This window comes from Tolypothrix campylonemoides VB511288_2, assembly GCF_045999855.1.
In the GTDB taxonomy this organism is placed as follows: domain Bacteria; phylum Cyanobacteriota; class Cyanobacteriia; order Cyanobacteriales; family Nostocaceae; genus Scytonema; species Scytonema bouteillei_A.
Window position 1 is genome coordinate 196,902 of sequence record NZ_JBFPMW010000013.1, and the last position, 25,241, is coordinate 222,142.

At 42.0% G+C, this 25,241-nt stretch carries 26 protein-coding genes; 14 read left to right on the forward strand and 12 right to left on the reverse strand.

Features of this window, described 5'->3' with window-relative positions; translation table 11 throughout:
• Window positions 1-15 precede the first annotated feature (15 nt).
• Window positions 16-459: an NADAR family protein gene (locus AB0756_RS31095; protein ID WP_038083001.1), complete on the forward strand. Its 444-nt coding sequence runs from the start codon at window positions 16-18 to the stop codon at window positions 457-459.
• Between the two features lie 11 nt (window positions 460-470).
• Here AB0756_RS31095 and AB0756_RS31100 read toward each other — a convergent pair whose 3' ends face one another.
• Window positions 471-1,133, reverse strand: a complete 663-nt coding sequence (locus tag AB0756_RS31100; RefSeq protein ID WP_038083009.1) for a class I SAM-dependent methyltransferase — start codon at window positions 1,131-1,133, stop codon at window positions 471-473.
• 118 nt (window positions 1,134-1,251) lie between these two features.
• Between AB0756_RS31100 and AB0756_RS31105 the strand changes: the two genes are divergently transcribed.
• On the forward strand, window positions 1,252-2,343 hold the full coding sequence (locus tag AB0756_RS31105) for a tetratricopeptide repeat protein (RefSeq protein ID WP_038083000.1): 1,092 nt from the start codon (window positions 1,252-1,254) through the stop codon (window positions 2,341-2,343).
• Window positions 2,344-2,347: 4 nt separating this feature from the next.
• On the opposite strand, the gene AB0756_RS31110 is transcribed toward AB0756_RS31105, so the two are convergent.
• The gene (locus tag AB0756_RS31110) at window positions 2,348-3,034 is read right to left on the reverse strand and encodes a phosphoribosyltransferase (RefSeq protein WP_050046797.1); all 687 of its coding nucleotides are present in this window, start codon (window positions 3,032-3,034) and stop codon (window positions 2,348-2,350) included.
• Window positions 3,035-3,202: 168 nt separating this feature from the next.
• Between AB0756_RS31110 and AB0756_RS31115 the strand changes: the two genes are divergently transcribed.
• From AB0756_RS31115 to AB0756_RS31130, 4 genes are all read left to right on the forward strand, one after another.
• The gene (locus AB0756_RS31115) at window positions 3,203-3,898 is read left to right on the forward strand and encodes a uracil-DNA glycosylase (protein WP_038082998.1); all 696 of its coding nucleotides are present in this window, start codon (window positions 3,203-3,205) and stop codon (window positions 3,896-3,898) included.
• Between the two features lie 159 nt (window positions 3,899-4,057).
• Complete coding sequence (locus AB0756_RS31120; RefSeq protein ID WP_038082997.1) at window positions 4,058-4,840, forward strand: TIGR04255 family protein; 783 nt, start codon at window positions 4,058-4,060, stop codon at window positions 4,838-4,840.
• 7 nt (window positions 4,841-4,847) lie between these two features.
• Window positions 4,848-5,252 (forward strand): hypothetical protein, encoded by a 405-nt coding sequence (locus tag AB0756_RS31125; RefSeq protein ID WP_237265954.1) that lies wholly within the window; start codon window positions 4,848-4,850, stop codon window positions 5,250-5,252.
• Window positions 5,253-5,260: 8 nt separating this feature from the next.
• Window positions 5,261-5,854 (forward strand): hypothetical protein, encoded by a 594-nt coding sequence (locus tag AB0756_RS31130; RefSeq protein ID WP_038082995.1) that lies wholly within the window; start codon window positions 5,261-5,263, stop codon window positions 5,852-5,854.
• 9 nt (window positions 5,855-5,863) lie between these two features.
• Here the strand turns inward: AB0756_RS31130 and AB0756_RS31135 are convergent, their stop codons facing one another.
• The 3 genes from AB0756_RS31135 to tyrS all read right to left on the reverse strand — a co-directional run bounded on the left by AB0756_RS31135 (window position 5,864) and on the right by tyrS (window position 8,611).
• Window positions 5,864-6,433, reverse strand: a complete 570-nt coding sequence (locus tag AB0756_RS31135) for a hypothetical protein (RefSeq protein WP_050046914.1) — start codon at window positions 6,431-6,433, stop codon at window positions 5,864-5,866.
• A 215-nt stretch (window positions 6,434-6,648) separates the two neighbouring features.
• Window positions 6,649-7,368: an orotidine-5'-phosphate decarboxylase gene (pyrF, locus tag AB0756_RS31140; protein WP_038082994.1), complete on the reverse strand. Its 720-nt coding sequence runs from the start codon at window positions 7,366-7,368 to the stop codon at window positions 6,649-6,651.
• A gap of 73 nt (window positions 7,369-7,441) precedes the next feature.
• Window positions 7,442-8,611, reverse strand: a complete 1,170-nt coding sequence (tyrS, locus tag AB0756_RS31145) for a tyrosine--tRNA ligase (protein ID WP_038082993.1) — start codon at window positions 8,609-8,611, stop codon at window positions 7,442-7,444.
• A 185-nt stretch (window positions 8,612-8,796) separates the two neighbouring features.
• Here tyrS and AB0756_RS31150 point away from each other — a divergent pair, with 185 nt between their 5' ends.
• Entirely contained in the window at window positions 8,797-10,719 is a 1,923-nt protein-coding gene (locus tag AB0756_RS31150) for a transglycosylase domain-containing protein (RefSeq protein ID WP_038082992.1), read from the forward strand.
• A gap of 59 nt (window positions 10,720-10,778) precedes the next feature.
• Here AB0756_RS31150 and AB0756_RS31155 read toward each other — a convergent pair whose 3' ends face one another.
• Together AB0756_RS31155 and AB0756_RS31160 are read right to left on the reverse strand one after the other, a co-directional pair.
• Entirely contained in the window at window positions 10,779-11,102 is a 324-nt protein-coding gene (locus AB0756_RS31155) for a DUF1825 family protein (RefSeq protein ID WP_038083007.1), read from the reverse strand.
• A 499-nt stretch (window positions 11,103-11,601) separates the two neighbouring features.
• On the reverse strand, window positions 11,602-11,865 hold the full coding sequence (locus tag AB0756_RS31160; protein WP_137986594.1) for a hypothetical protein: 264 nt from the start codon (window positions 11,863-11,865) through the stop codon (window positions 11,602-11,604).
• Window positions 11,866-12,213: 348 nt separating this feature from the next.
• Between AB0756_RS31160 and AB0756_RS31165 the strand changes: the two genes are divergently transcribed.
• Together AB0756_RS31165 and AB0756_RS31170 are read left to right on the forward strand one after the other, a co-directional pair.
• Entirely contained in the window at window positions 12,214-12,585 is a 372-nt protein-coding gene (locus tag AB0756_RS31165) for an NINE protein (protein ID WP_038082991.1), read from the forward strand.
• A gap of 14 nt (window positions 12,586-12,599) precedes the next feature.
• Entirely contained in the window at window positions 12,600-13,136 is a 537-nt protein-coding gene (locus tag AB0756_RS31170) for a helix-hairpin-helix domain-containing protein (protein ID WP_038082990.1), read from the forward strand.
• 52 nt (window positions 13,137-13,188) lie between these two features.
• Here AB0756_RS31170 and lepB read toward each other — a convergent pair whose 3' ends face one another.
• The 3 genes from lepB to AB0756_RS31185 form a co-directional block, all read right to left on the reverse strand.
• Entirely contained in the window at window positions 13,189-13,761 is a 573-nt protein-coding gene (lepB, locus tag AB0756_RS31175; RefSeq protein WP_038082989.1) for a signal peptidase I, read from the reverse strand.
• Window positions 13,762-14,131: 370 nt separating this feature from the next.
• On the reverse strand, window positions 14,132-15,040 hold the full coding sequence (locus tag AB0756_RS31180) for a hypothetical protein (protein WP_050046799.1): 909 nt from the start codon (window positions 15,038-15,040) through the stop codon (window positions 14,132-14,134).
• A 48-nt stretch (window positions 15,041-15,088) separates the two neighbouring features.
• Complete coding sequence (locus AB0756_RS31185) at window positions 15,089-16,171, reverse strand: PstS family phosphate ABC transporter substrate-binding protein (RefSeq protein ID WP_038082988.1); 1,083 nt, start codon at window positions 16,169-16,171, stop codon at window positions 15,089-15,091.
• 752 nt (window positions 16,172-16,923) lie between these two features.
• On the opposite strand from AB0756_RS31185, the gene AB0756_RS31190 reads away from it, so the two are divergent.
• Window positions 16,924-17,145, forward strand: a complete 222-nt coding sequence (locus AB0756_RS31190) for a hypothetical protein (RefSeq protein ID WP_038082987.1) — start codon at window positions 16,924-16,926, stop codon at window positions 17,143-17,145.
• 81 nt (window positions 17,146-17,226) lie between these two features.
• Window positions 17,227-17,400, forward strand: a complete 174-nt coding sequence (locus AB0756_RS31195) for a Sec-independent protein translocase subunit TatA/TatB (RefSeq protein ID WP_038082986.1) — start codon at window positions 17,227-17,229, stop codon at window positions 17,398-17,400.
• Between the two features lie 65 nt (window positions 17,401-17,465).
• Here AB0756_RS31195 and cphA read toward each other — a convergent pair whose 3' ends face one another.
• Both cphA and AB0756_RS31205 read right to left on the reverse strand, forming a co-directional pair.
• Window positions 17,466-20,171 (reverse strand): cyanophycin synthetase, encoded by a 2,706-nt coding sequence (cphA, locus tag AB0756_RS31200; RefSeq protein ID WP_038082985.1) that lies wholly within the window; start codon window positions 20,169-20,171, stop codon window positions 17,466-17,468.
• A 173-nt stretch (window positions 20,172-20,344) separates the two neighbouring features.
• Window positions 20,345-21,208 (reverse strand): cyanophycinase, encoded by an 864-nt coding sequence (locus AB0756_RS31205; protein WP_038082984.1) that lies wholly within the window; start codon window positions 21,206-21,208, stop codon window positions 20,345-20,347.
• 604 nt (window positions 21,209-21,812) lie between these two features.
• On the opposite strand from AB0756_RS31205, the gene trmD reads away from it, so the two are divergent.
• The 3 genes from trmD (at window position 21,813) to AB0756_RS31220 (ending at window position 25,140) form a co-directional block, all read left to right on the forward strand.
• On the forward strand, window positions 21,813-22,538 hold the full coding sequence (gene trmD / locus AB0756_RS31210; RefSeq protein WP_038082983.1) for a tRNA (guanosine(37)-N1)-methyltransferase TrmD: 726 nt from the start codon (window positions 21,813-21,815) through the stop codon (window positions 22,536-22,538).
• Window positions 22,539-22,626: 88 nt separating this feature from the next.
• Window positions 22,627-23,106 carry a 2-C-methyl-D-erythritol 2,4-cyclodiphosphate synthase gene (gene ispF, locus AB0756_RS31215; RefSeq protein ID WP_038082982.1) on the forward strand — a complete coding sequence of 160 codons (480 nt, stop codon included), beginning with the start codon at window positions 22,627-22,629 and terminating at the stop codon, window positions 23,104-23,106.
• Between the two features lie 240 nt (window positions 23,107-23,346).
• On the forward strand, window positions 23,347-25,140 hold the full coding sequence (locus AB0756_RS31220) for an ABC transporter substrate-binding protein (RefSeq protein ID WP_038082981.1): 1,794 nt from the start codon (window positions 23,347-23,349) through the stop codon (window positions 25,138-25,140).
• Window positions 25,141-25,241: the final 101 nt, after the last annotated feature.

Genomic DNA, 25,241 nt, shown 5'->3' on the forward strand with positions numbered 1-25,241 from the left:
AAATCTAAATTACTTATGACTGTTTATTTTTACAGCACTCGTGAAGAATATGGCTGTTTTTCTAATTTTTCACCTCATGGTTTTGAATTAGATGGTCTCTACTGGTATACGAGCGAACATTATTTTCAAGCACAAAAGTTTGTAGGTACGCCTCATGTGGAACAGATCCGCCTAGTAAAAACACCTAAAGAGGCTGCTAGAATGGGACGAGAGCGGAAGCGCCCTTTGCGTTCGGATTGGGAAACAGTGAAAGATGGCATCATGAAGAAGGCTGTGCTGTGTAAGTTTCAAACACATACTGATATCAGAGAAATTTTGCTTTCTACGGGGGAAGCAGAACTTGTTGAGAACTCACCTATCGATTACTACTGGGGTTGCGGTGCTGATGGTAGCGGTAAAAATATGTTAGGAAAAATCTTAATGGAAGTTCGAGAAATATTGCGTCATAGCGATCGCTAATGGGCTGTTGGTTAATTTCTGTACTGTCGTTCTATAGTCCAATGACAGTCACTGGACTGATAAACCTTAACTCCTTCTAAACCTGCTTGTAGAACGAGCTGATTCACCTCTTCTACAGTTAGTGCTGCATAGAGAGAATCGCGGAATAGTTTTTTCTGGTGTATATCGTATTCTGGACCAACAGTCTCAACCAAAGTGTTTATTGTTATCTCATCATCAGGTCGAACTAAGTCGCGAATAAAGATACCACCGTTAGGTTTTAGAACACGTTGAAGTTCTTTGAAGAAAGGTAACGGGTCGCTTAAATGATGAACGAGACTATTTGATATAACCATATCAAACTGCCCTTCAGCGTAAGGTAAGTTTTTCACGTCCACCAATTCCAAAGAAATTTGCTGTTGCAAAAGTGCCTGCTGAACGTGTTGTGAAGCAATTTGTAACATAGTTTGTGCCAGATCGACAGCGATAATTCTCCATTGCGGACGAATTTGACACATGAGGACGGGAATTCGACCCGGACCGGTACCAGCATCTAGTACTACAGCTTGTTCTGAGGGTCCAAGAGCGATCGCCTCTCGAGCAAACGCAGTGTTGACCTCCAAGAAATTCATGGCATCATACTCCATGGATTCTTCGAGATCGTCCATCACTTCCGGTTCTAGTACTCTATTGATAGTCATTGGTTTGGTGGTTGGTGGTGGCGAACGGGTGATTTTTACCTTCTCTTGATGAAAGATGCAACTTAATTTTGGGAAGACTAAATACATTACCACTATTAACAGAGAGCGGTCGATGTGGAAAGGCGGATGGAATCTTAGCTCAAAAAACACGGTTCCCTTGCAACCACCTGCGGCGTACCTAAAAGCAAGGAAACCTGAGGCAATGACTCAGGATGTTAGCCAAAATTTACAAGAGGAAGTACTGGTTCCACAGGCGCAAGACGACCACTCTTTGGAAGCCTACAGACTTTTGCGTCAAGGAATTCAACAGCAACAAAGTGGTGATTTGCCTGTAGCTATGAAATCCTTACAAGAATCTTTAGCACTTTTTCAAGCAGTTGGAGATTGTGAAAGACAAGCACAGGTACTTTCTTGTTTGGGATTGATAGCTTATACCTTGGGAGACTACAAAAGTGCGATTTCCTACTCCCAACAGTGTTTGGGTGTGGCAAAAGATGTCACGGATTTGCGGATTCACATGCAGGCGTACTCCCATTTGGGCAATGCTTATCGGCATTTGGGGGACAATTATAAAGCAATGGAGAGTCTCCAAGAGTGTTTGAAAATAGCCCAACAACTACAAGACAAGCGCAGTGAGGTTGCAGGGCTGAATAATTTGGGATTGGTTCATAAAGCATTGGGTAACCTTTCACAAGCAATCGAACTCAAGCAGCAAAGTCTGGAAATTGTACGGGAACTCCAGGATCACTGGGGAGAAGAGCAAGTCTTGAAAAATCTTGGCAATGCTTGGTATGCGTTGGGGGATTATGGCAAAGCGATCGCTTACTACGAACAGTGTGTCAGAATCGCCTATTCTCTCAATAACCGCCGCAGTGCAGCGCAAGTGTTAAAAAATTTGGGTAATGCTTGTTATGCAATAGGGGACTATGCCAGAGCTATTGTTTATTATGAAGAACGTTTGCAACTTGCAAGAGACATCAAAGACAAACGCAGTGAAGAACAGTCTCTGGGTAGTTTGGGAGTCGCTTGTGAAGCTTTGGGTGATTATGCTAAAGCCATTACATACTACGAACAACGTTTGGAGATAGCAAGAATTCTTGGCGATCGCCGTAGCGAAGAACAAACCCTTAACAGTCTAAAGACGGCTTGTTATGCTTTGGGTGACTATGCTAAGGCAATGAAATATCAAAATAACTATGAATGATAACTTATAAAGTTTTATTATTGATAATTTTTAATAATTCTAGGGCTTCTTGTGTTTCTACTTGCGGAAATTTTGAGTAAAAATGGCTGACGCTCAAGAAATTTTTTGGTGTTGCTAAGACAATTAAGCGATCGCCCCACAGACGCAGCCAAGGTAGCAATTTTAGGGGTGCTACTGGGGAACAAAACCAAATCTCTGCAGGATTGAGTGCTCTTAAAGACTTTGCGGCTACCGCTATTGTCATACCCGTAGCAATACCATCATCAACCAAAATGAGCCTAGCACCCTTAGGATCGACTTGGGGACAAGCGGATTCTAATCGCACTTGAAGAAAGTGCGCTTGTTCTATGGCAGAATTTAACGCAGCTTCTTTCAACTGCGGAGATGGTATTTTACGAAAGATCCCTTGCTCTTGCCAAAGAACATTGCCTGAAGCGGTCACCGCACCAATTGCTAACTCAGGATTTTCTGGATGGCTAATTTTTTTTGCCACTTCTACCGTTAGCGGACAACCCAATAGACTTGCGATCGGAGATGCAACTGGTATTCCTCCTCTTGGTAAAGCATAAACTATTGTTCTTTGCTTCACCCCAGAGTCAATAGTTTGCTGGGTCACAATGTTGTGAATTTCCCGCGCTAGTTTTTCACCAGCTTGAGTGCGATCGGCAAAAAGTAAATTTTTTTGTGGCATGATTCTTGCCAGCAGATGAAAACGCCAATTGCTTTTATGATGACTGATTTTTGCTCAAGTGTATGGATGCGATAGGATGTTAGTAAGTAACAAAATTCGGATATTGAAAAGCAAAGTTTGTTTGTTTACAGCAGCTTGCATCCGAACAAATCAGATATTTCTATTTTCATGAGTAGCGAACAACAACTTAGCCTCTTTGGCGAATCAGACTTTGAGCAGTCTCAGTTTGACCAAAAAGAGTTAATTCCCACGAGTGTTAAGATTCCAATTCCGCGTGGAATCTACGCCAATGTAACTGAAATAGCACAACATTGCAACCAGTGCCATCGTTGTGATTTAGGTGACACGCGTACCCACGCCGTTGTGGGACGAGGCAATTTGAAAGCACCAATTATGATTGTGGGAGAAGCACCAGGTCAAAACGAAGACGAAACAGGATTGCCATTTGTTGGTAAGGCAGGACAATTACTAGAGAAAATTCTTGCCTCAGTCAAGCTAGATTCTGAAAAAGATGTATACATTTGTAATGTTAATAAATGCCGACCGCCAGGTAATCGCGTTCCAACAACAGAAGAGATGGAAGCTTGTAAACCCTATCTCATGGAGCAAATTCGCCTAGTCGATCCAAAAATCATTCTTTTGACAGGTGCAACTGCTGTCAAAGGAGTCATTGGTGACAAGCGGGGTATTACTCAACTTCGTGGCAAATGGATGGAATGGGATGGGCGTTTGTGTATGCCAATTTTTCACCCCTCCTACTTGTTGCGTAACCAAAGTCGTGAAGTCGGTAGCCCCAAGTGGTTAATGTGGCAAGATATACAAGCAGTCCGCGCCAAGTTTGATGAAATTCAGAATAACAGCTAACGAAAAATCTCCGACATTTTACCTTTCAGGGGCAGGGTTCCGGAATGCTCTCTGCCTCAGAGAACTTGAAATGTGGTACATATCACTGACTAATCGGTTAGAAGTCGGCTAATCTAGAGTAGAGAGATTGTTCTAATTGGTTATCGATAATTTTAAAACATGAAGCTCCCAAACTATGAAAGAGTAATTTACGAGTACAACCCTCTTATTGAGGTTATTGCTCAACTTAGATTTCCGACTATTTTAAGAATTACAAGTCAACAACCTGTAGATTTTCAAGATAGTGTTAGGTTTGATTATCCCATCTTTGAAGCCTCTAGAAACTTACCAATACCAAATGAACTTTCTAATCTTCTTACTCAGTTTAGTTCAAACATTACCAATGACTTGACGTATCATTTCAAATCAGAAGATCTAAGCTGGCAATTATCTATAGATAAAGATTCTATAACTCTTGTTACTACAAAATATGAAAGATATGAAAATTTTATTAAAAAATTCAAAATAGCTGTAGAAATTTTTGAAAAAATATATAATCCATCATTTTATTCAAGAGTAGGATTGAGATATCGTGATTTAATCATTCGCTCAAAACTAAATATTCAAAAAGAATGGGCTGAATTAATACCCAAACATATCGCTTCGGAGCTATACACTCCAGAAATAGCTGACTCTCTTCAAAATTTCATCAAAAATTTACAGATCAAAACTGAATTTGGTCAGGTCAATTTTAATCACGGGCTTGTTATGGTTAGAGATACGGAGAAGGCAGTAGATGAAACAGCTTATTTACTAGATGCAGACTTTTTTACAGAAGGTAAGATAGAGAGAGGTGAGTATCTTTGGAACATACTCAATCAATCTAATCGCACAGCTAGGAATCTCTTTCGCTGGAGTATTACTGATGATTTGTATAGAGCAATGCGACCTCAATCAATATAAACCTACCATGAAAACCTTCAATAGTGGCACTAAGAGCAAGAATATTATTGGGCAAAGGTACGAAGTTATATCAACTCCTACTCAAACTTCTCCAAAGTCAAATTTAGTACTTGATACCCCTACCCTGAAAATTCAAATTTCCATTGAATCCTCTTTTAGTGAGGATTGGTATAGTCAATTAAATCAGAACTCTATTCTTCTAATTAAGTGTTTAACAATACTTCAAACCCTTTTTGCGACTTGTCCCGAAGGATTACAAGAAGCATCCGAAGCACTTGAAACTATGTTGGAATACTATCAGCAAAACCAGGCTTATTTACAACAAACCACTTTGCCTAAAGAATTAGGAGTAGTGACGGGTAGTGTACTGCCAAGTGTTCTTAGACCGCCTTTAGTAATAGATTTTGAATAATTCTTACCATGCCTAAAAGTATGATTTACAGAGCCTCTAATGAAAAAGAGGCTTTTAGGCAAGGGGAGATTTTGACTGGAGTTATACAATTTAAACCAGTTCCAAATGAATTGTCCCCAACCCTTGAAAACACTAAGTTTAAACCTATAGTTCATCCTTACGGGATTATTGTTACTCAAGATTGTGACTTAGATTGGGATTACACTGCTAGGCAAAATCAGGATAAAACTTACAAGTTACTAAATTCTATACTTTTTTGTGAAGTATACACTGCTCAAGAAATTCGCTTTAACAAAACTCTTCAAATAAATTCATCTGAATGGAATTTTGTTAAATCTAATCGGAATCAACAGTATCATTTTTTTGAAAAAGTGCCTTCAGAATTTGAGTATATTCAAGAAGGTTTGCCAGAATTAACAGTTGATTTCAAAAAAGTTTTTGCTATAGACGCTGAATTTTTATATTACCAGATAAATAATAAGATAGCTAAACGGCGTACAGTACTTGAAAGCCCTTATTTAGAACACTTCTCCCATCGTTACCACGACTTTCATGGGCGCATAGCACTGCCTGCACAACATGAAAGTGAGAAAGGAGGATAGAGAGAGCTTTTAGGGTTTAGGTGGAGTTTGTAGCTGAGGTTTAGTTTCTAAATTTCTAGGACGCCCGCGCACGCTACCTGCTGTACAATCGCGCAACCAATTGCTAATCCCTTGAGCAATAACACCGTTACTGCTATCCCTTGGTGGTGTGGGTGGCTGATTTTTTGGATAAGAACCAATTTGAGAAAACATCATCACAAACAGCCAGCTGTTTTCTGCTTTTGTTAAAAACAGCCAGTGGAATTCCTGCAATTGAATTTCTTTTCCATTTACGTACTGTCGCTCTAAAGTTGTAAAAAAAACTTGCTCTACTCCCTCTGACTTAGTTTTCAGTGAATCTCTCGTATATTCATTGGGGTTAAGAGGTAGCGGTTCAAACTCAGGTCTTCCTGCAAGAACGATATAACTGAAAACCTCATTTTTCCTACTAAGACGGCGCGAACGTTGAGAAACGCGATTGGCATAACTAGGTAAATCGCGCAACATTTCTGTAGTTAATATTTCCAAATTTTGATTTGAGCAAAAGTCCTTTTTTGCTTCTACAACTCTTTTCCTCGTTCCGATCTCGCTCTGAGTCATCTGTTTCGCCCTCGTTCCCAGGCTCTGCATGGGAATGCCTGTGGTTGGGCTCTGCCTCATATTCCCCAATATTATTTCTTTATGTTTCACGCGATCGCTAGGGGCTTGACCTCTGGGAATGCGTTCCGAAGCTGAGCATGGAAACGAGAGCGATACCAGCCAGAAGCTACAGCAAAGAAGCCAAAAGCCATAATTTTTCAATTTGACTTCTAACTTCATGAGATTGCTGCCAACTCCTCACAAATTTTTTTCCAAGCCAATTCCGGATTGTCAGATTCAGTAATGGGACGCCCAATCACGAGATAATCGGCTCCTGCTGCGATCGCTTGTGCTGGAGTCAGCGATCGCGCTTGATCTTTTGCAGCTGCCCAAGTTGGACGGACTCCCGGACAAACGAGCAAAAAATCTTTTTCACAAGTTTGTCGCAGCTGTGCAACTTCTTGAGGCGAACAGACAACTCCATCTAAGCCTGTCTCTTGAGCCATCAGCAACATCTCAAGAACATACTCTGGTAATTCTAAGGGAATTTTTAAATCAAATGCTAACTGTCTGGAAGAAATACTTGTTAGTAGTGTAATGGCAATTAACTTCGGTGGTTTTACACCTGCTGACGATGCTCCCACCTGTACTGCTTCAGTTGCAGCTTTCAGAGCTTCCTTACCAGATGTTGCATGAATTGTCAGTAAATCCACCCCATAACGAGAAGCTGCACGGCATGCACCTGCAACAGTGTTCGGAATGTCATGAAATTTTAAATCTAAGAAAATACGCTTTTGCCGAGATTTGAGTAGTTCCAGAATTTTTGGTCCGGTGCTCGTAAACAACTCAAGACCGACTTTCCAAAAACTGACTTGCTCAAGTCTTTCAACAAGCTCTATTGCTGAGCGTTCATCTGGTACATCTAAAGCCACAATGACTCGATCTTCGGCATTCATGTTTCACGGGTAGTGGTTGGTGGGCGGTGGTTAGCGGTTAGTAGAAAAACAACTAACAACTAACCACTAACAATTAAGGTATCAATCGAACAAACTTATTTTTTCCAAGTTGTAAAACACGACCCTGTAATTCACTTTGGTTGGCGATAGTAGCATCGCCATCGGTTATGCGATCGCCATCCAACCGCACTCCGCCTTCCAAAATTTTCCGCTTACCTTCTCCAGTACTTTTGCACAAGCCACTAGCATTCAAGATAAAAGCCAGTTTTGCAGGAAACTGAACTTGTGCCAGGGAAAATTCTGGCATATCTCCAGCTTCAATATCCTTGAGGGCTTGCTCGCCGTGATATTGTTTTACAACTTCTCGTGCCAATAACTTTTGGCGATCGCGCGGACTTTCTGGCAGCTTGTCTACTGGTAAACTAGTCAGCAGTGTAAAATATTCTTCTAGTAGATGGTCGGGAACTTGTTGTAGTTTTTGATACTTTTGAGTTGGGTGTTCTAACAAACCCACATAATTCCCCAAAGACTTAGACATTTTCTGTACGCCATCTGTACCAATTAAAATAGGTAATAGTACCCCATATTGAGGTTTTTGACCAAAATGGCGTTGTAAATCTCGTCCTACAGCAATATTAAACTTTTGATCTGTCCCTCCCAATTCTACATCTGCCTCAAGAGCAACAGAATCATAGCCCTGCATTAGCGGGTAGAGGAACTCATGAAGAAAAATTGGATTCTCTTTTTTATAACGTTCGGCAAATCCTTCTTTTGCCAGCATCTGCCCCACGGTCATAGTAGAGAGTAACTCTAGAATCTTACCTAAATCCAGCTTTGAGAGCCATTCCGAGTTGTAACGTATTTCCAGTCTGCCTGGAGTATCAAAATCTAAAATGGGTCGTACTTGATCCAGGTAAGTCTGGGCATTGTTCTTCACATCTTCTTCTGTAAGCTGGCGGCGCATTTCAGATTTCCCCGTAGGATCGCCAATGCGAGCTGTAAAATCGCCTATAAGAAGGACAGCAGTATGACCCGCATCTTGAAACGCTCGCAGTTTTCGCATTGGTATGCTATGACCGAGATGAATCTCAGCACCGGTAGGATCGATTCCGTATTTGACCCTTAAAGGTCGCTCGGTTGTTGCCAATCGTTTTTCTAAACTTTCGATTTCAGTGGCAGAATCAGTAGGTTGAGGAAAAATTTCCGCAACACCACGATGTAGCCAAGAGAAATCTTGCATCATACTGGGGGATTGACTGTTAACTACGCTTTGCACTATCAAAGTAAGGTTGGTTGTGGTCACTAGCAATTTATATCTATCTTATTTTCTTGTGCCAAACTAACAAACTAATATAATTGCAAAAAATTAACTGCTTTGCTTAATCAAAGAAATTACACTTATATATAAAGTGAGGAAGTGAAATCGCCGTGTCGTCCAGAACTTTTGATAATAAACGCGCTCAACAACAAGGTTCTTCAGGCTTTGAGTTTCTTAAAGGAGTCGGTCAGGTAGCTGGCGGTACTCTACTATCCATCACTATGCTGACCAGTTCTATTGTGGCTGGAGGACTGGTTGGTTTAGCCGTTAGTTTCCGTAATTTGCCTGATGTCAGACAGTTACGTAACTTTTTCCCCTCGGAGACTACTTACATTTATGATATTAAAGGCAAACTTTTGGCCAGCATCCACGGGGAAGCCAACCGCGAAGTTGTGCCTTTAGATAGAATTTCTCCAGAACTCAAGAGAGCCGTTTTAGCGAGTGAAGATAGCGACTTCTACTATCACCACGGTATCAATCCTAAAGGCGTTGGGCGTGCTGTAGTAACCAACTGGAGTGCAGGTGGGGTACGTGAAGGTGGTTCGACCATTACCATGCAATTGGTCAAAAATCTGTTTTTGTCCCGCAAGCGAGCCTTTACCCGAAAAATAGCAGAAGGAGTTCTGGCAATTCGCTTGGAACAAATTCTTCCCAAAGACCAAATTTTGGAGATGTACCTCAATCAAGTCTACTGGGGACACAACAACTATGGGATACAAACAGCAGCCCGCAGTTATTTTAACAAGTCAGCCGAAAGTTTAAACTTGGCTGAGTCAGCCATGATCGCGGGGTTGATTCAAGCCCCAGAAGAGTACAGCCCCTTTGTAAGCATGAACAAAGCTAAATACCAGCAGAAGGAAGTTCTGGGGCGGATGCTTACTTTGGGCTGGATTACGCAGAAAGAGTACGACGATGCCCTAAAACAACCAATAAAACTGGGCAAAATCAGATCGTTCCAGGGTAGTGCTTTGCCATACGTCACCAACGCTGTGGCACAGGAAATAGCGAAGAAATTTGGTCGTGAAGCGCTTCTCAAAGGCGGTATGCGGATTCAAACCACCATTGATGCCGATTTTCAACGCATGGCAGAAGCAACCGTAAGACGCTGGCATGAAAGGTTATCGGGGCAAGGGTTATACAGAAACCAAATTGCTCTCGCTGCAGTTGACCCCCGGACTCATTTTGTGAAAGCTCTCGTAGGTGGTGTCGATTCAAAAACAAGCGAATTCAACCGAGCAACTCAAGCACTGAGGCAACCAGGCTCCTCTTTTAAGCCGTTTGTTTACTATACCGCTTTTGCAACTGGTAGGTACGGTCCAGACTCAACAGTCGTCGATTCTCCAGTCAGTTATCGAGATGGTAGCGGTTGGTATCATCCACGGAACTACGATGGTGGCTATGCTGGGGCAATGTCAATCCGTACCGCCCTCGCTATGTCTCGCAACATTCCTGTTATTAAGGTTGGTAAATCAATAGGGATGAATAGAGTTGTTGAAACTTGCCGCACCTTGGGCATTATGAGTCCGATGGAACCCGTGACTTCTTTACCTTTGGGTGCCATTGGGGTAACACCATTGGAAATGGCAAGCGCCTATGCGACTTTTGCTAATTACGGCTGGCAATCTCCCACAACAGTTATTGCCCGTGTTACAGATAGTAGTGGCAATGTAATACTAGATAACACACCCAAACCACAGCTTGTTTTAGACCCTTGGGCATCTGCAGCCATCGTTGATGTGATGCGAGGAGTAATCACTAACGGTACTGGTAAAAACGCTGCAATAGATCGTCCTGCTGCAGGAAAGACAGGAACAACATCCTCTGAAAAAGATATTTGGTTTGTCGGTACTGTACCTCAGTTAACAACTGCCGTTTGGGTAGGTAGAGACGACAACAGAACCCTAGCTCATGGCGCTACGGGTGGCGTTATGGTTGCTCCCATCTGGCGTGATTTTATGACAAAAGCCCTTAAAGGCGTACCTGTTGAGAACTTTAAGTCACCGTCTCAGTTCCGTCGCCCGAAAGTAAATTAGGGAAAGTATTAGTAGGAACGTGGTTAGTAGTTCGTAGAGTTGAACCACTAACCACGTTCCTAAGATTGCTTTTCCAATTCGGCTTTCATGCGTTGTAGCGTGAAGTTCATTTGATCGAACATTTGTTGCGGCGTAATGCCAAACTGACCTAATTGTGTCTTGAGTTGCTCTACAGTCATTTGTGCCATAAAATCTTCTGATAGCTCAAAGCGTTTCATAAAAACACAGTAGCGATCCATCATGGCTTCCATCTGTTCGATAAACAGTTTTTTGCCTTCACGGTCAAATTTGCCGTAGCTGCTACCCAATTTAATCAGTGCTTGATAATCTTCAAACAACTGCTTTGCTTCTTGCTGAACTATTTCCGAGTCAAAGAATCCCATCTTGCCCACACTCCACTGAGTAATGTCGCTCAGTAGCTTTTGTACTTGCGATCTTTAGTTTTATTCTAATCTAGAGATATCATCTGGAAAACAGCCTTCGGTTTGAGTACGGTTTTCTACCGCAATTTCAACACTTGACCCAAAAGTATGAAGAATAAGGGATAAAGGATAAAAAAATTTTCGTGTACTTCATATTTCATGCTTCATTCTTAAAGCATATTTAAAGGCAAGTTTTTGTTGTGGGTTAAGTTTTAATGCTTGATGTAAATAAACTTTTGCCCTTCATATTAGGTTTTGTTTCAAATGGACAAATCCCAGTAAAGCAAGATAATCGCTATTATTCGGCTTTAACTTGATGGCATCTCGCAATTATTGTACGGCTGATTTCCAGTTAGCTTGTCTAACATAGCTTATTCTACGTTGATAGTGCCGTTTGGCATAATTATTTACATCTGTTTTATCTTCATAGAAAGTCAATTCTGACTCAATATTCTGTTCTCTAACCAACTAAAGGATTTTCTTGAAACAGTAGATTGGATGAGGACGAGCAAAAATATACTAAATCAAGTTCTCTTAGCTGCTGAGTGATTTCATAAGAGACCACTAATGATTTATATTGAGTCTCTGCTAGAGAAGCGATCGCAGGCTCGTAAAAAATGTCTATTTCACTTGCAGGAATTTCTCTGAGTTCTAGCCTTTCAATCCAAAAAATCACCCTAACATAACCAATTTTTCTATCACGTAATGACTTAGACTCAGTCATCAACCCGTTATGACTAACACAATCTTTAAAGTCAGTGCAAGAAGTCTTAAAATTCAGTAGATTCAAGGGAATAATGGATGATAGGATATACAGAAATAAATTCACATTTTTGGAAGACGAGCAATGTTTACAGATTGTGTTTGTAGCAGCACAAACAGTCAGGCGAAAAATATGTAGCTAAGTAAGAATCAACAGAAGTATGTTAAAAAATATAAATATCTCAACACTCCTACCAAGAACCAACGACAAATAAAAAATAACCAAACGTAAAGTGGTACGAGCCCCAAATTCATTGATGCGTGAGGTTTTACTGGTCACTCATCACCAATCACTGTTAAGATAAAAACTATGTTTAATCAGCGCAAGAACAGAAGTATCGCCGCAATACTAGCTTTGTCTGGTACGTTGACAATATCAGGACTACACAAGTTTTATTTAGGTCAACCACTTTGGGGTGTGTTGTATGTACTGCTTTCTTGGACACCTATTCCCAAAGTTGCTTGTGCTATAGAAGGAGTTTGGTACTTAGCTCAAGATGAAGAAACTTTTGACCGCCATTTTAATATGGGTAAAACAGCTATCAAAAGTTCACAGTACGTCCCGGATCGCGTAGGAGCTATTGCAGACGCTTTGAGAGAGTTAGAAAGTTTGCGTCAGGAGGGACTAGTTTCTGAGTATGAATTTGAGCAAAAGCGCCGTCAGTTGCTCGACCAAATGTAAAACGAGAAAAAGCTATGAAAAATTGGCTATCTTGGAATCCGAGGCTGCAAAAACTCCGCACTCAATTGATTAACAACCCCTACCACCGACTGCAATCAGGAGAAGAAATTGCGATCGCAGTGGAATTGGGTATCCGTATAGACGTCAATCAAGCAACTGTCGATGATTGGCTGCGTTTACCGGGATTTTCCATTCATCAAGCAAGATCGCTTGTAGAACTCTCCCGTGGTGGAGTGAAATTTTATTGTGTTGAAGATATTGCAGCGGCTCTCAGTATATCCGTACAGAGACTTGAACCCCTCAGACCCCTTCTTAATTTTATTTATTATGACGAGGAAGCCTTAGCCCTTCCGAGCCACATTGTCAACCCAAATGTAGCAACGGTTGAAACACTGATACAAGTACCTTTTATTGATGTATCTCTCGCGCAAGCCATTGTAGAAAATCGCCTGTCAGCAGGTCTTTTCCGTAATTTAGCTGATTTTCAACAAAGGCTCAATCTACCGGGCTCGGCGATCGCCCAGTTGATGTATTATTTAAGGTTTAGTTAGTTGTGAGTCGTTTGTGGTTTAACAATCAACTAACCACAAATGACTCACGAATTTAAATAAACCCTATGCGGTCAAGAGGCCAAAAGCGAAACACGGCTCTACCTATAATATTCTTTCTAGGCAAAAAACCCCAATAACGGGAATCGTTACTATCATTACGATTATCTCCCATAACAAAAAATTCATCGGCTGGAACTTGTCGCTTTTCCATTGGTAAATTTGGCGGTTCTGCAATATAGTCCTCCTGTAGGGGTTTACCATCAAGATAAACTTTACCACTGGCGATGCTAACGCTCCGTCCTGGGGTACCAATTACGCGCTTAATGAAAGCTTGGTCTTTAGGATAACCCCGACGCTGTAATTCTTCTGGTGGCTGAAAAACTATGATATTGCCCAATTCAGGAGGGTGAAAAAGGTAGGAAATCTTTTCCACAACCAAGCGATCGCCTCTGTACAAGGTTGGTAACATGGAATCTGAAGGAATGTAGCGAGGTTCTGCAACAAAGGTGCGGATGAGAATTGCCAAACACAAAGCGATCGCAATGAGAGTTAGGTTTTCCTGTAAACCCCGCCATACTCGCGATGACGTTGGAGTTTCTTTTGCATTACTTTCCTGATGGGTCATAGAGTTGTATGAAAAATCTAAACAAATACCTTGACTATTGTGACTCTAAAAGCAGCCTTAGAAGCAAGTGGAGTTTTGCCTATAGACGTTGTTCTGGCGGAAAGTTACCCATAGAGTGTTCGGGAAGGTCTTAAAATGCGATTGCTAGGAAGTCTTTAAGGTATCAATCATAACAAAAATTTTTTCTTTAAAAATTTTAAAAAAAGTTATTGCGCTCGCATCAAATATAAAACAAAGATCTAAACTATTTATATTATTTTGCTTCCTCCTCCTAAACAAGAAAGCTAGTTACCGACTGCTATTGCCATGCAATCAGTCGGTTTTTTTTATAAATTTCGATTAATTAAATTTTAAGAAGTGTATATAGCTGCTAGCTGCGGAAAGTCAAATTGTTAGAAGGTATGACAGACGGGGTAGGAGAAGGATTGTGCTGGATTGGAATTAATCTTAACGTATAAAAAAAGACAAAAAATAAAATTATGACTATGATGCTAGTAAACATACCAAAACTGATCCCAAGTAGCAAAAGAAAATTGCGATCGGGTAGCAAAGCACGAGCATTAGTCGTTTTGTCTTTAGCAAGCCATTCTTCATGTGGAATTGGCAACAACAGTTCTAGTTCCCGGTCTGTTTCTGGAACTGGAAGAACATGTGGTAAAGTACTATCTTCAGTCGTTCGATCTTCCACAACCAAATCCTCAAGGAGGACTGGCTGTAACAGTTCAGTTTCCTTTTCAATTTCTTGAAATAGGATGAATAAATCCGTTAATTGTCCTTGCTTAAAGTTTCTATAAATTTGCTGGCGAACTTCCCAAGGAATCGCGACTCCTGGCTTTACTTCTTGGTAACTACTTAAGTCTTCTAAAATTAGAGGTTCTAAAGAAGTTGAAAAAGTGTGCCGTTCTACAAGTGATACAGGTCCCTTTTGCAAGCAAGCGCAAATTTTTTCGATGCTCAGAGCATGCAGTGATTCTGCTAGATAGTAGCAAATGAAATATGGTATGTAGTGCTCGCTTGTACTATCCCACTCGTTGTAGTACAGCCAACCAAACAGCCAATGTTCTGGAGCAACTTGAAGAAGATAAGCCGCCCTATAACCAACAGTTTTTAGCTCGCGGGCATTCCAATATTGATAAACTATCCTTCTGAGGAAAGTTTGTTGAATTTGTAGGGGAACACGATCGCTCGCAAGGAGCTCGTAACCCACATCCATAAAGCTAGTGTATACTAGCAGGTCGAGAGACAAATTCATGCTAGGTAGCATTTGTTCTGCGTGCATACTGCTCGCATCCTAAGTGTATTATTGTAGCTTCATTGATATACAAACCTAGGGCATTCTGATAAACCCCGCCTGCTCAATTGCGTTTTGTCCTTGGTCGGTTAATAAGAGTTTGGTATAAGCTTCTGCAACTTGCTGTTGTTGACTGTTGTTTTGCTTGACAATAACAAATAAACCAGCCGTCAGAGGATAGCTACCATTCTTGAATGCTTCGGTGTTGATTTGGTTGCGTTGGCGCGGACACTGTTCGGGTAGCACTCTTGGTTCGCGGTATGGTGAAATGAGTTTTGTAGGAGTCTGCCCCCCCAGTGGCAAAGGCTTGACACTGCATTGAGGTACAACTGCACGAGCAGAAGCATAATACACGCCGCCAGGAGTTTTGTTGACTTGACGCAGTGCGTCAGTTGTGGAGGAAACATATCTCACGCCAGAGGCAAGTCCTTGCTTGTTGGATTTGCTGTTAGCAGAAAATATGACTGTATCCGTGTCTGATTCCGGTTGGGCAAAAGGTGTGATGGTTAAGTCAGGTCCCCCTACCTGTTTCCAATTATTAAGTTGACCCAGATAAATTTGGCGTAATTGATTAACTGTTAAACCTCGCACTTGAAGTGAAGGATTGACAACCACTGCTATCCCATCCATACCTACTTGATGTTGTTTAAGCATGAAACCACGCTGTTTAGCGGTGTTTTTTTCTTCTGTTGTTAGGGGACGGGAGGACTGAGCGAAGTCTAATTGCCCGTCAAGTAACATCCGAATGCCCGTACTCGAACTGGGTTTACCATCAGTAGGATCTGTGTAGTGCAATTGTAGTTCCAAGCGAGTGTTTTGGATCTGAGAATCTACTAATTGTCGGATAGAAGCCCAAGTTGTACTGCCACCGTATTTAAAAGAACCAATGGGAACATCAGAAACTGTCTGAAAGGTTAATTGACTCGCAGAGTTAGTTTTTATGCTTTGATTGGTAAAAGAACTCGAACTGCTGCCAACCCATAACAAGCGCGGCCAAAGCAGCCACCAGAACAGTCCGCCAATAACGACTATTGTCATAATTTTCCCAACAATCAACCCTTTTAAAAGAAGTGCAACTTCTGGGGTAACTGTAAACTTTCTGCGATTTGTATTGTCCATATTGTGTTGAAGGATTAAGTCAAAGTATCAAATAGATTCAAAGACAAAAATTAATAGGAACCCTATTTTTTTCTACAAAAATCCATTCAGGTAATGTCAGTGTCCTGAACGAAGGAATGAAAAGTTCTCTTTCATTCTTTATTCTGCATAGTTTTGCATTTCAGATGAAAAAGGTTAAGGAATAAGTTTTTTCAAGAAACATTTTTACTTTCCTTATACTCTAAAATGAACGATTTTTATGAGGTGATTAATGCTTGCTTTACAGATATAGATAGTCTGACAAAAATGGAAGAAAACCATTCACAATTTACTCCAAGCAATAAAGGAAATTGTTGGTTAAAAAGAAAATCATTCTTGCAATTGTCTGGATTTTAGGGCTGATACGAGATATTTCATGAACCATTGCTAAGAGAAAAACCTAAATTTAAAAAGTAGTTTTAGTAGGAAAAGCAATTTTTGGTCACTTGATTCATGAGATGTTAATCTTTATGCAGCACAACTTTGTTGGTGCAGCTTTTAAAGTTGCATCGATCGTCTAGAGTAAACGCACTCTTATTGAAGACATGGATTGGGTAGATGCTTTTAGGAAGTGTTTTGTTATCCAGACACTTTTGGGTCCTATAAGTCTATAAGAATATCACATTTTACTTATAAGAAAATATGAATATAAAATTTTTTCTGGTAACTTAACAACTCGATCTATACAGTTAATACCACTTTTTTAAATTGACAATGACTACACACTATGAGGAATGGATCGCGTAAGCATTTTTCTTAATAATTATAGCCGCCTGACTATCGAACTCGTTGGTGAAAAAGGCACTGCTATTATTCAACAGTTTTGCTATACTCTCGGATGTTCTGCACCAGATCCATATGGCATAAAACAGCCTTTAGTTAGGGTTTATTTACCTTCTGGTATAAAAAATCTTGAATATTTTGAGATTTGTTCTTTAAAAAACGACAAAAAATAAATTCTTTCTTCTGATGAGGGCTTGTTTCTGACAGCCCCTCATTATACCTATAATGAGGAAGGGTTGTGACAGGAGAAGCATATGTTTGGATTGGGATGGCCAGAAATCGCAATTATTGGTCTGGTTGCTATTGTCATTTTCGGACCGAAAAAAATTCCAGAGCTGGGTAGCGCACTGGGAAAAACTCTTCGAGGTTTTAAGGAAGAACTGAACAAGCCGAGTGAAGATAGCGATCGCGAACAAGAAAAACAGTAGTTAATTGTCATTGGTCATTTGTCATTTGCGAGCAAGAACAACAACAAATGACAAAGGACAAATGACTACAAACGCGTGTTGACCACTGAAGATGGTACACCCACTTGGGAGTCTACAGTGGAGGAACTGGTATTTTGTTGGGCTAACTCCTCTTTGACAACTCCACGTGCTCTAATTAACCGGATAGCACGACTGACGCTTTCCGGTAAGATAACGACTAAACTGTTGTCGGGAGCTGTTTCCAAAGCTTTGTTAATCGCTTCAGTTTCGCTCAGAATCACTTCGTATTTACAATCGGGGTTAAATTCTTTAATGCCTCGAACGATCAACTCAGCCGCCGAACCCCGTTGGCGTCCCCTCGTATCATCGTCTTCTTTGACAATCATGTAGTCGAAGATTTCTGCAGCGAGTTTGCCCAAGGTTACAAAGTCTTCATCGCGTCGATCTCCCGGTCCCCCAACAACTCCAATGCGATCGCCTGAAGTCCAGTTACGAACAAAAGCACCTAACGCTTGGTAAGAAGCAGGGTTGTGGGCATAATCAACCAAAGCATGGAAATTGCCCAAATTGAATAAATTCATCCGTCCCGGTGTCTGACTAACCGAAGCACGGAAAGAATTCAAGCCCGCACGAATTTGTTCTATAGAAACATTTTGCACAAATGCTGCTAGAGTAGCTGCCAGAGCATTGGCTATCATAAACGGAGCACGTCCGCCCATAGTGAGGGGTATATTTTCGGCCCGTTCAATTCGGTGCGTCCAATCACCTTTCAAAATAGAGATATAACCATTTTCGTAAACGGCAGCAACGCCTCCCTTCTGAATGTGCTTCTTAACCAACTCCGAATCCGGGTTCATGGTAAAGAAGGCAACATTGGCTTTTGTTCTCTCTGCCATTTCAGCGACTCGTGGGTCGTCAGCATTGAGTACGCTGTAACCGTCGGGGTATACTGCTTCGGCAACTATACTCTTAAGATGTGCTAGCTGGTCTAGTGTATCTATGTCACCGATTCCCAAGTGATCCGCAGCAACGTTTAATACAATTCCCACATTAGCAGCTTCAAAAGCGATCCCAGATCTCAGAATACCGCCACGTGCTGTTTCTAGCACTGCCACTTCCACAGTGGGATCGCTAAGAATCAGTTGGGCGCTTTGAGGTCCGGTGTTGTCACCTGCTTCTACTAAGTAATCCCCGATATAAGTTCCATCTGTAGTTGTATAACCAATGACTTTACCAGTTTGTTTAAAAATATGTGCTAACAAACGGGTGGTTGTGGTTTTGCCATTGGTACCCGTTACTGACAGAATAGGGATGCGGCTTGATTTGTCGTTCGGGAACAGCATATCCATGACTGCTCCTGCGACATTGCGGGGTATACCTTGACTCGGAGCAACGTGCATCCGGAAACCGGGTGCGGCGTTAACTTCCACAATCACGCCATCGACTTCTCGCAAGGGACGGCTAATATCTTGTGTAACAATATCAATTCCCGCAACATCTAAACCGATGATTTTCACGACCCTCTGTGCCAGCCAGACGTTTTCTGGATGGATTTCGTCGGTACGGTCTACAGCGATTCCCCCTGTACTTAAGTTTGCTGTCGCTTTTAAGTAGCACATTGTACTTTTAGGCAGGACAGTATTTAGGTTATAACCTTGTTTTTCCAGTAACTGGTAGCTAGTGCGGTCGAGTTCAATTTTGGTGAGGACATTATCATGCCCGTCACCCCGATTTGGGTCTTTGTTGGTTTCCTCAATCAATTCAAAAATAGTGGCTCTGCCATCACCAACTACGTGAGCGGGAACGCGCTCTGCAACTGCGACGACTTTGCCATTGACCACCAAAACGCGATGATCCCGTCCAACGTAATATCGTTCGACGATGATCGAGCGGGAAATTTGTCTGGCAGAATCATATGCTGCTTCTGCTTCTTCCCAGGAAGTAATGTTAATGCTGATACCGCGTCCGTGATTGCCATCTAAAGGTTTGATGACAATGGGATAGCCGCCAACGTATTGTATGGCTTCTTCGAGATCGTCTAAGAAGTTAATGACAGTACCGCGAGGAACGGGAATTCCTGAATTCCCGAGAATGCGTTTGGTTGCTTCTTTGTCGCAAGCAAGTTCTACGCCCAGTATGCCAGTGTTATCTGTCATTGTTGCCTGCATCCGCTTTTGATTGACGCCGTAGCCCAGCTGGATCAAAAAGCGTGCGCCGAGTTGCATCCAAGGAATACCCCTTTTTTCGGCTTCTGCAATCAGTGCTTCTGTAGAGGGTCCTAGTGCTGCATCACGCCACAAGTCTTTCAGGTCTTGTATGTCTTGCTCTAGTTCAGCTTTTGGATAACGTCCCCTATCGACAATGCTTTGGCACAACCGTACAGCTGCCCTGCCAGCATAGCGTCCTGCTTCCTCATTTAGATACTCGAACACCACCTGGTAAACTCCGGGTGCGGACGTCGTTTCACGAGTGCGCCCAAAGCCCGTGTTCATTCCAGCCAAATCTTGCAGTTCTAGGGCTACGTGTTCCACAACATGACCCATCATGGTGCCTTCTCGCACGCGCATTAAGAAACCACCACGACAGCCCGGAGAACAAAAGTGACCTTCCAGACTTGGCAAAGCCTCAACTAATCCTTCATAAAAGCCAGGAATTTCGTTTGTAGGCGTCTCGGCAAGGTTTTCTAAATCGAGGCGCATGACAATTAACTTGTGGCGTCGAATGCTCCAATAGTTGGGGCCGCGTAAGGTCTGGATCTTGAGGATTCTCATGGGAAATAGGTAGATGGAGATTCGGAACCAAAATTCTAGTTTCTTACTGGAATTGACCGCTTAACTGTTCATGGTAAACAGTTTTTTCTACTTACATCGTATTATCTTCGATTTTTTAGTCAAAATTTGGCAAGGAGCGGTCAACCCAGTGTAACCCCAGCTACTGTTTTCCGTCAGCTGGAGATGCGGTAAACCGCAGGTAAAACGGTACGCTGGTAAAGGTGATAGCGATCGCCATGACTGAGAAGGTGCAGCCGAAGGTTATGTAAGTTCAGGGGATCGGTTGCCCCAACATGGGGTTCGTTTGTGTGAGTCACTTCTGTTGGGTCAACAACTGTCACACTTCCTTTACCCAGAACCTGCAGCCAACCATCTCGCTCAAACATGGCACAAGTGTCTTCATCGATACCAATGCCCAGGCGATCGGGATGGGAAGCGATAGCGCTCATTAGGCGTACCATACGATTTCGATTGTGGAAGTGCTGATCCACAATCACTTCTGGGATAAAACCCAAGCCAGTGGCCATGTCAACAAGAGAACGATTTGGGGATTCGCCGCTACCACCTCCTGCTATCATATGATGACCCATTACAGCTGCCCCTGCACTAGTTCCTGCTAAGGTAAGCTGTCCGGATCTGACCCGTTGCCGGATAATATCCATCGCTGGAGTATCAGCCAACACACCACAGAGACGCAATTGGTCTCCTCCTGTCAGAAATACCCCGGAACAGGCTTCTAAGGATGCTTGGATGTAAGGGTCTTCACACTGTTCCCTTTCCCGAATGTCTAAAATTTCGACCTTCTGAGCACCCATTTCTTCAAAAATACGGATATACCTGCCACCAATAATGCTCGGCTCGCGAGAAGCCGAGGGAATAATTGTAATATAGGCGTTACTGGCACCAGAACGACTGACAAAAGTCCGCAAAATTTCACGTCCATGAACTTTGTCTTCTGCGCCTCCGATGACCAGAACGGCGGTTTTTGTTGCTTGGGGTGTCCTCATTTCCAGCGATTTAGCTTTAAGTTGCGGCATTGTGTTTCTCCTGTCAACAACTTCAGGTGAATTAAACAAGGTCGTTCGCCTTTATGATTTTGCGCCTCGCCTCCTAAAGAGGACAGTGCTTTATGCACAACATGACTCAGTTTTATAGTGTCTTTGCCGTTCCGAAGAACTCAGCACCTGATTTTTCACCTGATGAGTGTTGGCGTATGAAAGTGAGAGAGTGTAGGGGATAATAAGTGATTTAAGAACCACCTGTACCCTAGAAGCTTGGATTTGAAGCCATTGAATTTGTTCATGGAGAAAAACCGCTTGCCTTACCCTCACATTCCTATTCCAACACCCTTCCGCACCCCGAATAAAGGGGGAAAAGTAGGTCATGAGACACTTTTTTCTGAGACTGGCTTGATGCATCCTGGAAGTTGTCAACTCGGTTAGTTAAATAATTTCAATGTAGATGTGACAATATTTAAACATAAATTAAGTAGTTAGAAAAACTTGTATTGCCACGGAAACTGTTAGTTTTCCAGTACTTTTAGATACTCTTGATGTTGCTTGTGTGTGTAATACAAAACATCAACTTCTATGTAGTACATATATCCCAACTTTAGAATAGTGTCCTCCAATACGAAATACTGTGCGCTTTGATATAGTTACGCTATTTCCTGACTGTTTCACTTCTGTTCTCACTTCCGGGTTAATAGGTAAAGCCCTCGCAAAACAGATTGCCCAAGTCAATCTCGTTAATCCAAGAGACTTTACTAACGATAAACACCGGAAAGTAGATGATGAACCCTACGGGGGCGGTGTAGGAATGCTGATGAAGCCAGAACCTATCTTTACCGCTGTAGAATCTCTACCGACTTTACCCAGAAGAGAAGTTATCTTGATGAGTCCTCAAGGTCAAACCATAGATCAACCCCTGTTGCGAGAACTCGCAACAAACTACAACCAGCTGGTCATCATCTGCGGGCATTATGAAGGAGTTGATGAGCGAGTACTGCATCTGGTTGACCGTGAAGTGTCCTTAGGCGATTTTATTCTCACAGGGGGTGAATTGCCAGCAATGGTTTTAATTAACGGTGTCATACGTCTAATACCCGGAACCGTTGGCAAAGTAGAATCTTTGAAAGTAGAAAGTTTTGAAGAGGGTTTGTTGGACTATCCCCAGTATACTCGCCCCGCCTCTTTTCGCGGATGGAAAGTCCCTGAAGTCCTTCTTTCAGGCAATCACGCTGCCATTGCCAAGTGGCGCTACGAACAACAAATTTCTAGAACCCGTCAGCGCCGTCCCGATTTGCTCAAAAATTGGGAACAGATGAGAGCAAGGGACAAGGGAGACAAGGGAGACAAGGGAGAATAACTCTTGCTCAATCCTCATGGGCTTATCTCAACTTCGTGGGGAACCTACCTTCCCCAATTCCTAATTGACAAACAACAAATAATAAATTATGAATATTCGCGTTGGTAATGGATACGACATTCACCGCTTAGTGAGCGATCGCCCTTTGATTTTGGGCGGAGTTAATATTCCCCATTCCCTAGGTTTGTTAGGACACAGTGATGCGGATGTTCTCACACACGCGATTATGGACGCCATGCTAGGGGCGCTTTCTTTGGGGGATATCGGACATTATTTTCCACCCACCGATCCCCAATGGGCGGGTGCAGATAGTTTGGTGCTGTTGAGTCAAGTGCATCAACTGATTTGCGATCGCGGTTGGGAAGTCAGCAATATTGATTCAGTCGTCGTAGCAGAACGCCCGAAATTAAAACCACACATTGAAACAATGCGCTCAAAAATAGCCAGTGTTTTGCAAATCGAACCGGATCGAGTCGGCGTAAAAGCAACAACTAATGAAAAATTAGGTCCGGTAGGCAGAGAAGAAGGGATTTGTGCTTACGCTGTCGTTTTACTTACACGGGGTTAGAGATCGGGGTTTCCTTGTTCCCAGGCTCCGCCTGGGAATAAATTATTAGAGGCTCTGCCTCCCGTCTTAATAAATTGTAATAAAAGAGTACGTTACACTGGAAAGACCCATAATACTATTTTAAAATACCAATTGATTGGGATACAAATTAACGAGTAGTAGCAGGAAAAAAGCTATAAGAATTATAAATAATTTATGTATTGGTTGGCAAATCAGTCTAGTTAGAAAAGATATTTTAAAATGACATCTAATATTTTGAGAAAATTATTTCGACGCAGTTGGCTGTTAGCAGTTTTAGGAATTTGGATTATTCTATCTCTAAACGGATGCAATCCCAGCCAGTATAAAACGCAAGCTGCTCAAGTCGAACAACTAGTAATTGCAGCCGCCAGCGATCCTAAAACTTTTAACTATGCTCTTATTCAAGAATCACCCAATATTTCTGCTTTTACTTATGAATCATTAGCGACAGAAAATGGAGTGACAAAAGAAGTAGAGCCAGCCCTGGCAAAATCTTGGAATATTTCGGAAGATAAATTGCGGATTACCTTTACTTTAAGGGATGGATTGAAATGGTCCGATGGGGAACCATTAACAGTGGATGATGTTATTTTCTCCTTTAATCAAATTTATCTCAACCCACGCATTCCCTCCTATTATCAAGACGGTCTTCGCATAGGAAAAAGCAGGAAATTTCTGAAAGTCCGCAAACTTGACAGCAACCAGGTAGAATTTACTTTGCCAGAACCTTTTTCCCCTTTTTTACGAACTGTTGCAGCAGGAACGGCAATTTTACCAGAACACGTTTTGCGTAAAGCTGTGGAAACACAACGAGGTGACGGACAACCAGAGTTTCTTTCTACCTGGGGAACAGACACAGACCCTAAAAAAATTATTGTTAACGGTCCTTACACAATAGAAAGCTACTCACCCAGCCAGCGTGTGGTATTCCGACGCAATCCTTACTACTGGCGTAAGGACGCACAAGGAAAGCAGCAACCTTATATTGAACGTATTGTCTGGCAAATTGTGGAAAATGCTGACACAGCTTTAATGCAATTTCGCTCTGGAGGGTTGGATTTACTCGAAATTGGTCCCGGTAGTTTTCAACTGTTAAAGCGTGAAGAAAAACGCGGGAAATTTAATATTGATAATGCGGGACCTGATTCTGGTACGAGTTTTATGGTTTTTAACCTTAATAAAGGTCGTCGTAATGGAAAACCTTTAGTAGATCCCATCAAGTCGCGCTGGTTTAACAATGTTGCTTTCAGACAAGCAGTTGCGTATGCTATCGATCGCCAAACCATGATCAACAACATCCTGCGTGGATTGGGCGAAACGCAAAACTCCCCAATTTCAGTCCCCAGCCCCTACTTCTTTTCTACCAAGGAAGGCTTAAAATCTTACGATTATAATCCAGAAAAAGCCAAGCAACTTTTACTAGGAGCAGGATTTAAATACGATAGCAAAGGTCAATTACTAGATTCTGATGGCAATCGAGTCCGCTTTTCCATGCTGGTATCATCTGGTGGTAGACCGACAGTTACACCGAGAATTCAACAGGATTTAAAAAAGATTGGAATTACGATGGATTTACAGTTCCTAGATTTTGGTGTTATTGGAGAAAAAATTTCCAATACTTTAGATTGGGACAGTTGGTATGGAGCAATCACCGGTGGTGTTGAACCAGCCAACGGTTACAATATCTGGGCTGTAGATGGAAACTTTCACGTTTTTAATCAGAAACCGCAAAGTAAAAAAGATCGTATAGAAGGATGGGAAACTTCTGATTGGGAGAAAAAAATTGACGATCTTTACATCGAAGCTGCTAGAGAGTTTGACGAAGCAAAACGCAAAGCAATTTATGTAGAAACGCAACGTCTTGCTCAAGAATATTTACCTTTTATTTACTTGTTTAATCCCCTGGCTTTAGCAGCAGTGCGTGATAACTTAGAAAATGTGAAATACACTTCTATTTTTCCTGCACCTGGTAACTATGTTTGGAATATATACGAAATGAAAGTTAGGGATTAGGGGTTGTTAATTGTGATTTTCCTATGGGACGGGTGAAGACGCCCGTCGTCCTATACAAAAACCCATTCCTATTTTTCACTAGACACTTTAGCAAGATGAAT

Bases quoted from the DNA above. Each gene is read 5' to 3' on its own strand.
- AB0756_RS31095 (WP_038083001.1), top strand. From the start codon at position 16: ATGACTGTTTATTTTTACAGCACTCGTGAAGAATATGGCTGTTTTTCT.
- AB0756_RS31105 (WP_038083000.1), top strand. From the start codon at position 1,252: ATGTGGAAAGGCGGATGGAATCTTAGCTCAAAAAACACGGTTCCCTTG.
- AB0756_RS31110 (WP_050046797.1), bottom strand. From the start codon at position 3,034: ATGCCACAAAAAAATTTACTTTTTGCCGATCGCACTCAAGCTGGTGAA.
- AB0756_RS31115 (WP_038082998.1), top strand. From the start codon at position 3,203: ATGAGTAGCGAACAACAACTTAGCCTCTTTGGCGAATCAGACTTTGAG.
- AB0756_RS31120 (WP_038082997.1), top strand. From the start codon at position 4,058: ATGAAGCTCCCAAACTATGAAAGAGTAATTTACGAGTACAACCCTCTT.
- AB0756_RS31125 (WP_237265954.1), top strand. From the start codon at position 4,848: ATGAAAACCTTCAATAGTGGCACTAAGAGCAAGAATATTATTGGGCAA.
- AB0756_RS31130 (WP_038082995.1), top strand. From the start codon at position 5,261: ATGCCTAAAAGTATGATTTACAGAGCCTCTAATGAAAAAGAGGCTTTT.
- AB0756_RS31135 (WP_050046914.1), bottom strand. From the start codon at position 6,433: ATGACTCAGAGCGAGATCGGAACGAGGAAAAGAGTTGTAGAAGCAAAA.
- pyrF (WP_038082994.1), bottom strand. From the start codon at position 7,368: ATGAATGCCGAAGATCGAGTCATTGTGGCTTTAGATGTACCAGATGAA.
- tyrS (WP_038082993.1), bottom strand. From the start codon at position 8,611: ATGATGCAAGATTTCTCTTGGCTACATCGTGGTGTTGCGGAAATTTTT.
- AB0756_RS31155 (WP_038083007.1), bottom strand. From the start codon at position 11,102: ATGGGATTCTTTGACTCGGAAATAGTTCAGCAAGAAGCAAAGCAGTTG.
- AB0756_RS31160 (WP_137986594.1), bottom strand. From the start codon at position 11,865: ATGACTGAGTCTAAGTCATTACGTGATAGAAAAATTGGTTATGTTAGG.
- AB0756_RS31165 (WP_038082991.1), top strand. From the start codon at position 12,214: ATGTTTAATCAGCGCAAGAACAGAAGTATCGCCGCAATACTAGCTTTG.
- AB0756_RS31170 (WP_038082990.1), top strand. From the start codon at position 12,600: ATGAAAAATTGGCTATCTTGGAATCCGAGGCTGCAAAAACTCCGCACT.
- lepB (WP_038082989.1), bottom strand. From the start codon at position 13,761: ATGACCCATCAGGAAAGTAATGCAAAAGAAACTCCAACGTCATCGCGA.
- AB0756_RS31180 (WP_050046799.1), bottom strand. From the start codon at position 15,040: ATGCACGCAGAACAAATGCTACCTAGCATGAATTTGTCTCTCGACCTG.
- AB0756_RS31185 (WP_038082988.1), bottom strand. From the start codon at position 16,171: ATGGACAATACAAATCGCAGAAAGTTTACAGTTACCCCAGAAGTTGCA.
- AB0756_RS31190 (WP_038082987.1), top strand. From the start codon at position 16,924: ATGGATCGCGTAAGCATTTTTCTTAATAATTATAGCCGCCTGACTATC.
- AB0756_RS31195 (WP_038082986.1), top strand. From the start codon at position 17,227: ATGTTTGGATTGGGATGGCCAGAAATCGCAATTATTGGTCTGGTTGCT.
- cphA (WP_038082985.1), bottom strand. From the start codon at position 20,171: ATGAGAATCCTCAAGATCCAGACCTTACGCGGCCCCAACTATTGGAGC.
- AB0756_RS31205 (WP_038082984.1), bottom strand. From the start codon at position 21,208: ATGCCGCAACTTAAAGCTAAATCGCTGGAAATGAGGACACCCCAAGCA.
- ispF (WP_038082982.1), top strand. From the start codon at position 22,627: ATGAATATTCGCGTTGGTAATGGATACGACATTCACCGCTTAGTGAGC.
- AB0756_RS31220 (WP_038082981.1), top strand. From the start codon at position 23,347: ATGACATCTAATATTTTGAGAAAATTATTTCGACGCAGTTGGCTGTTA.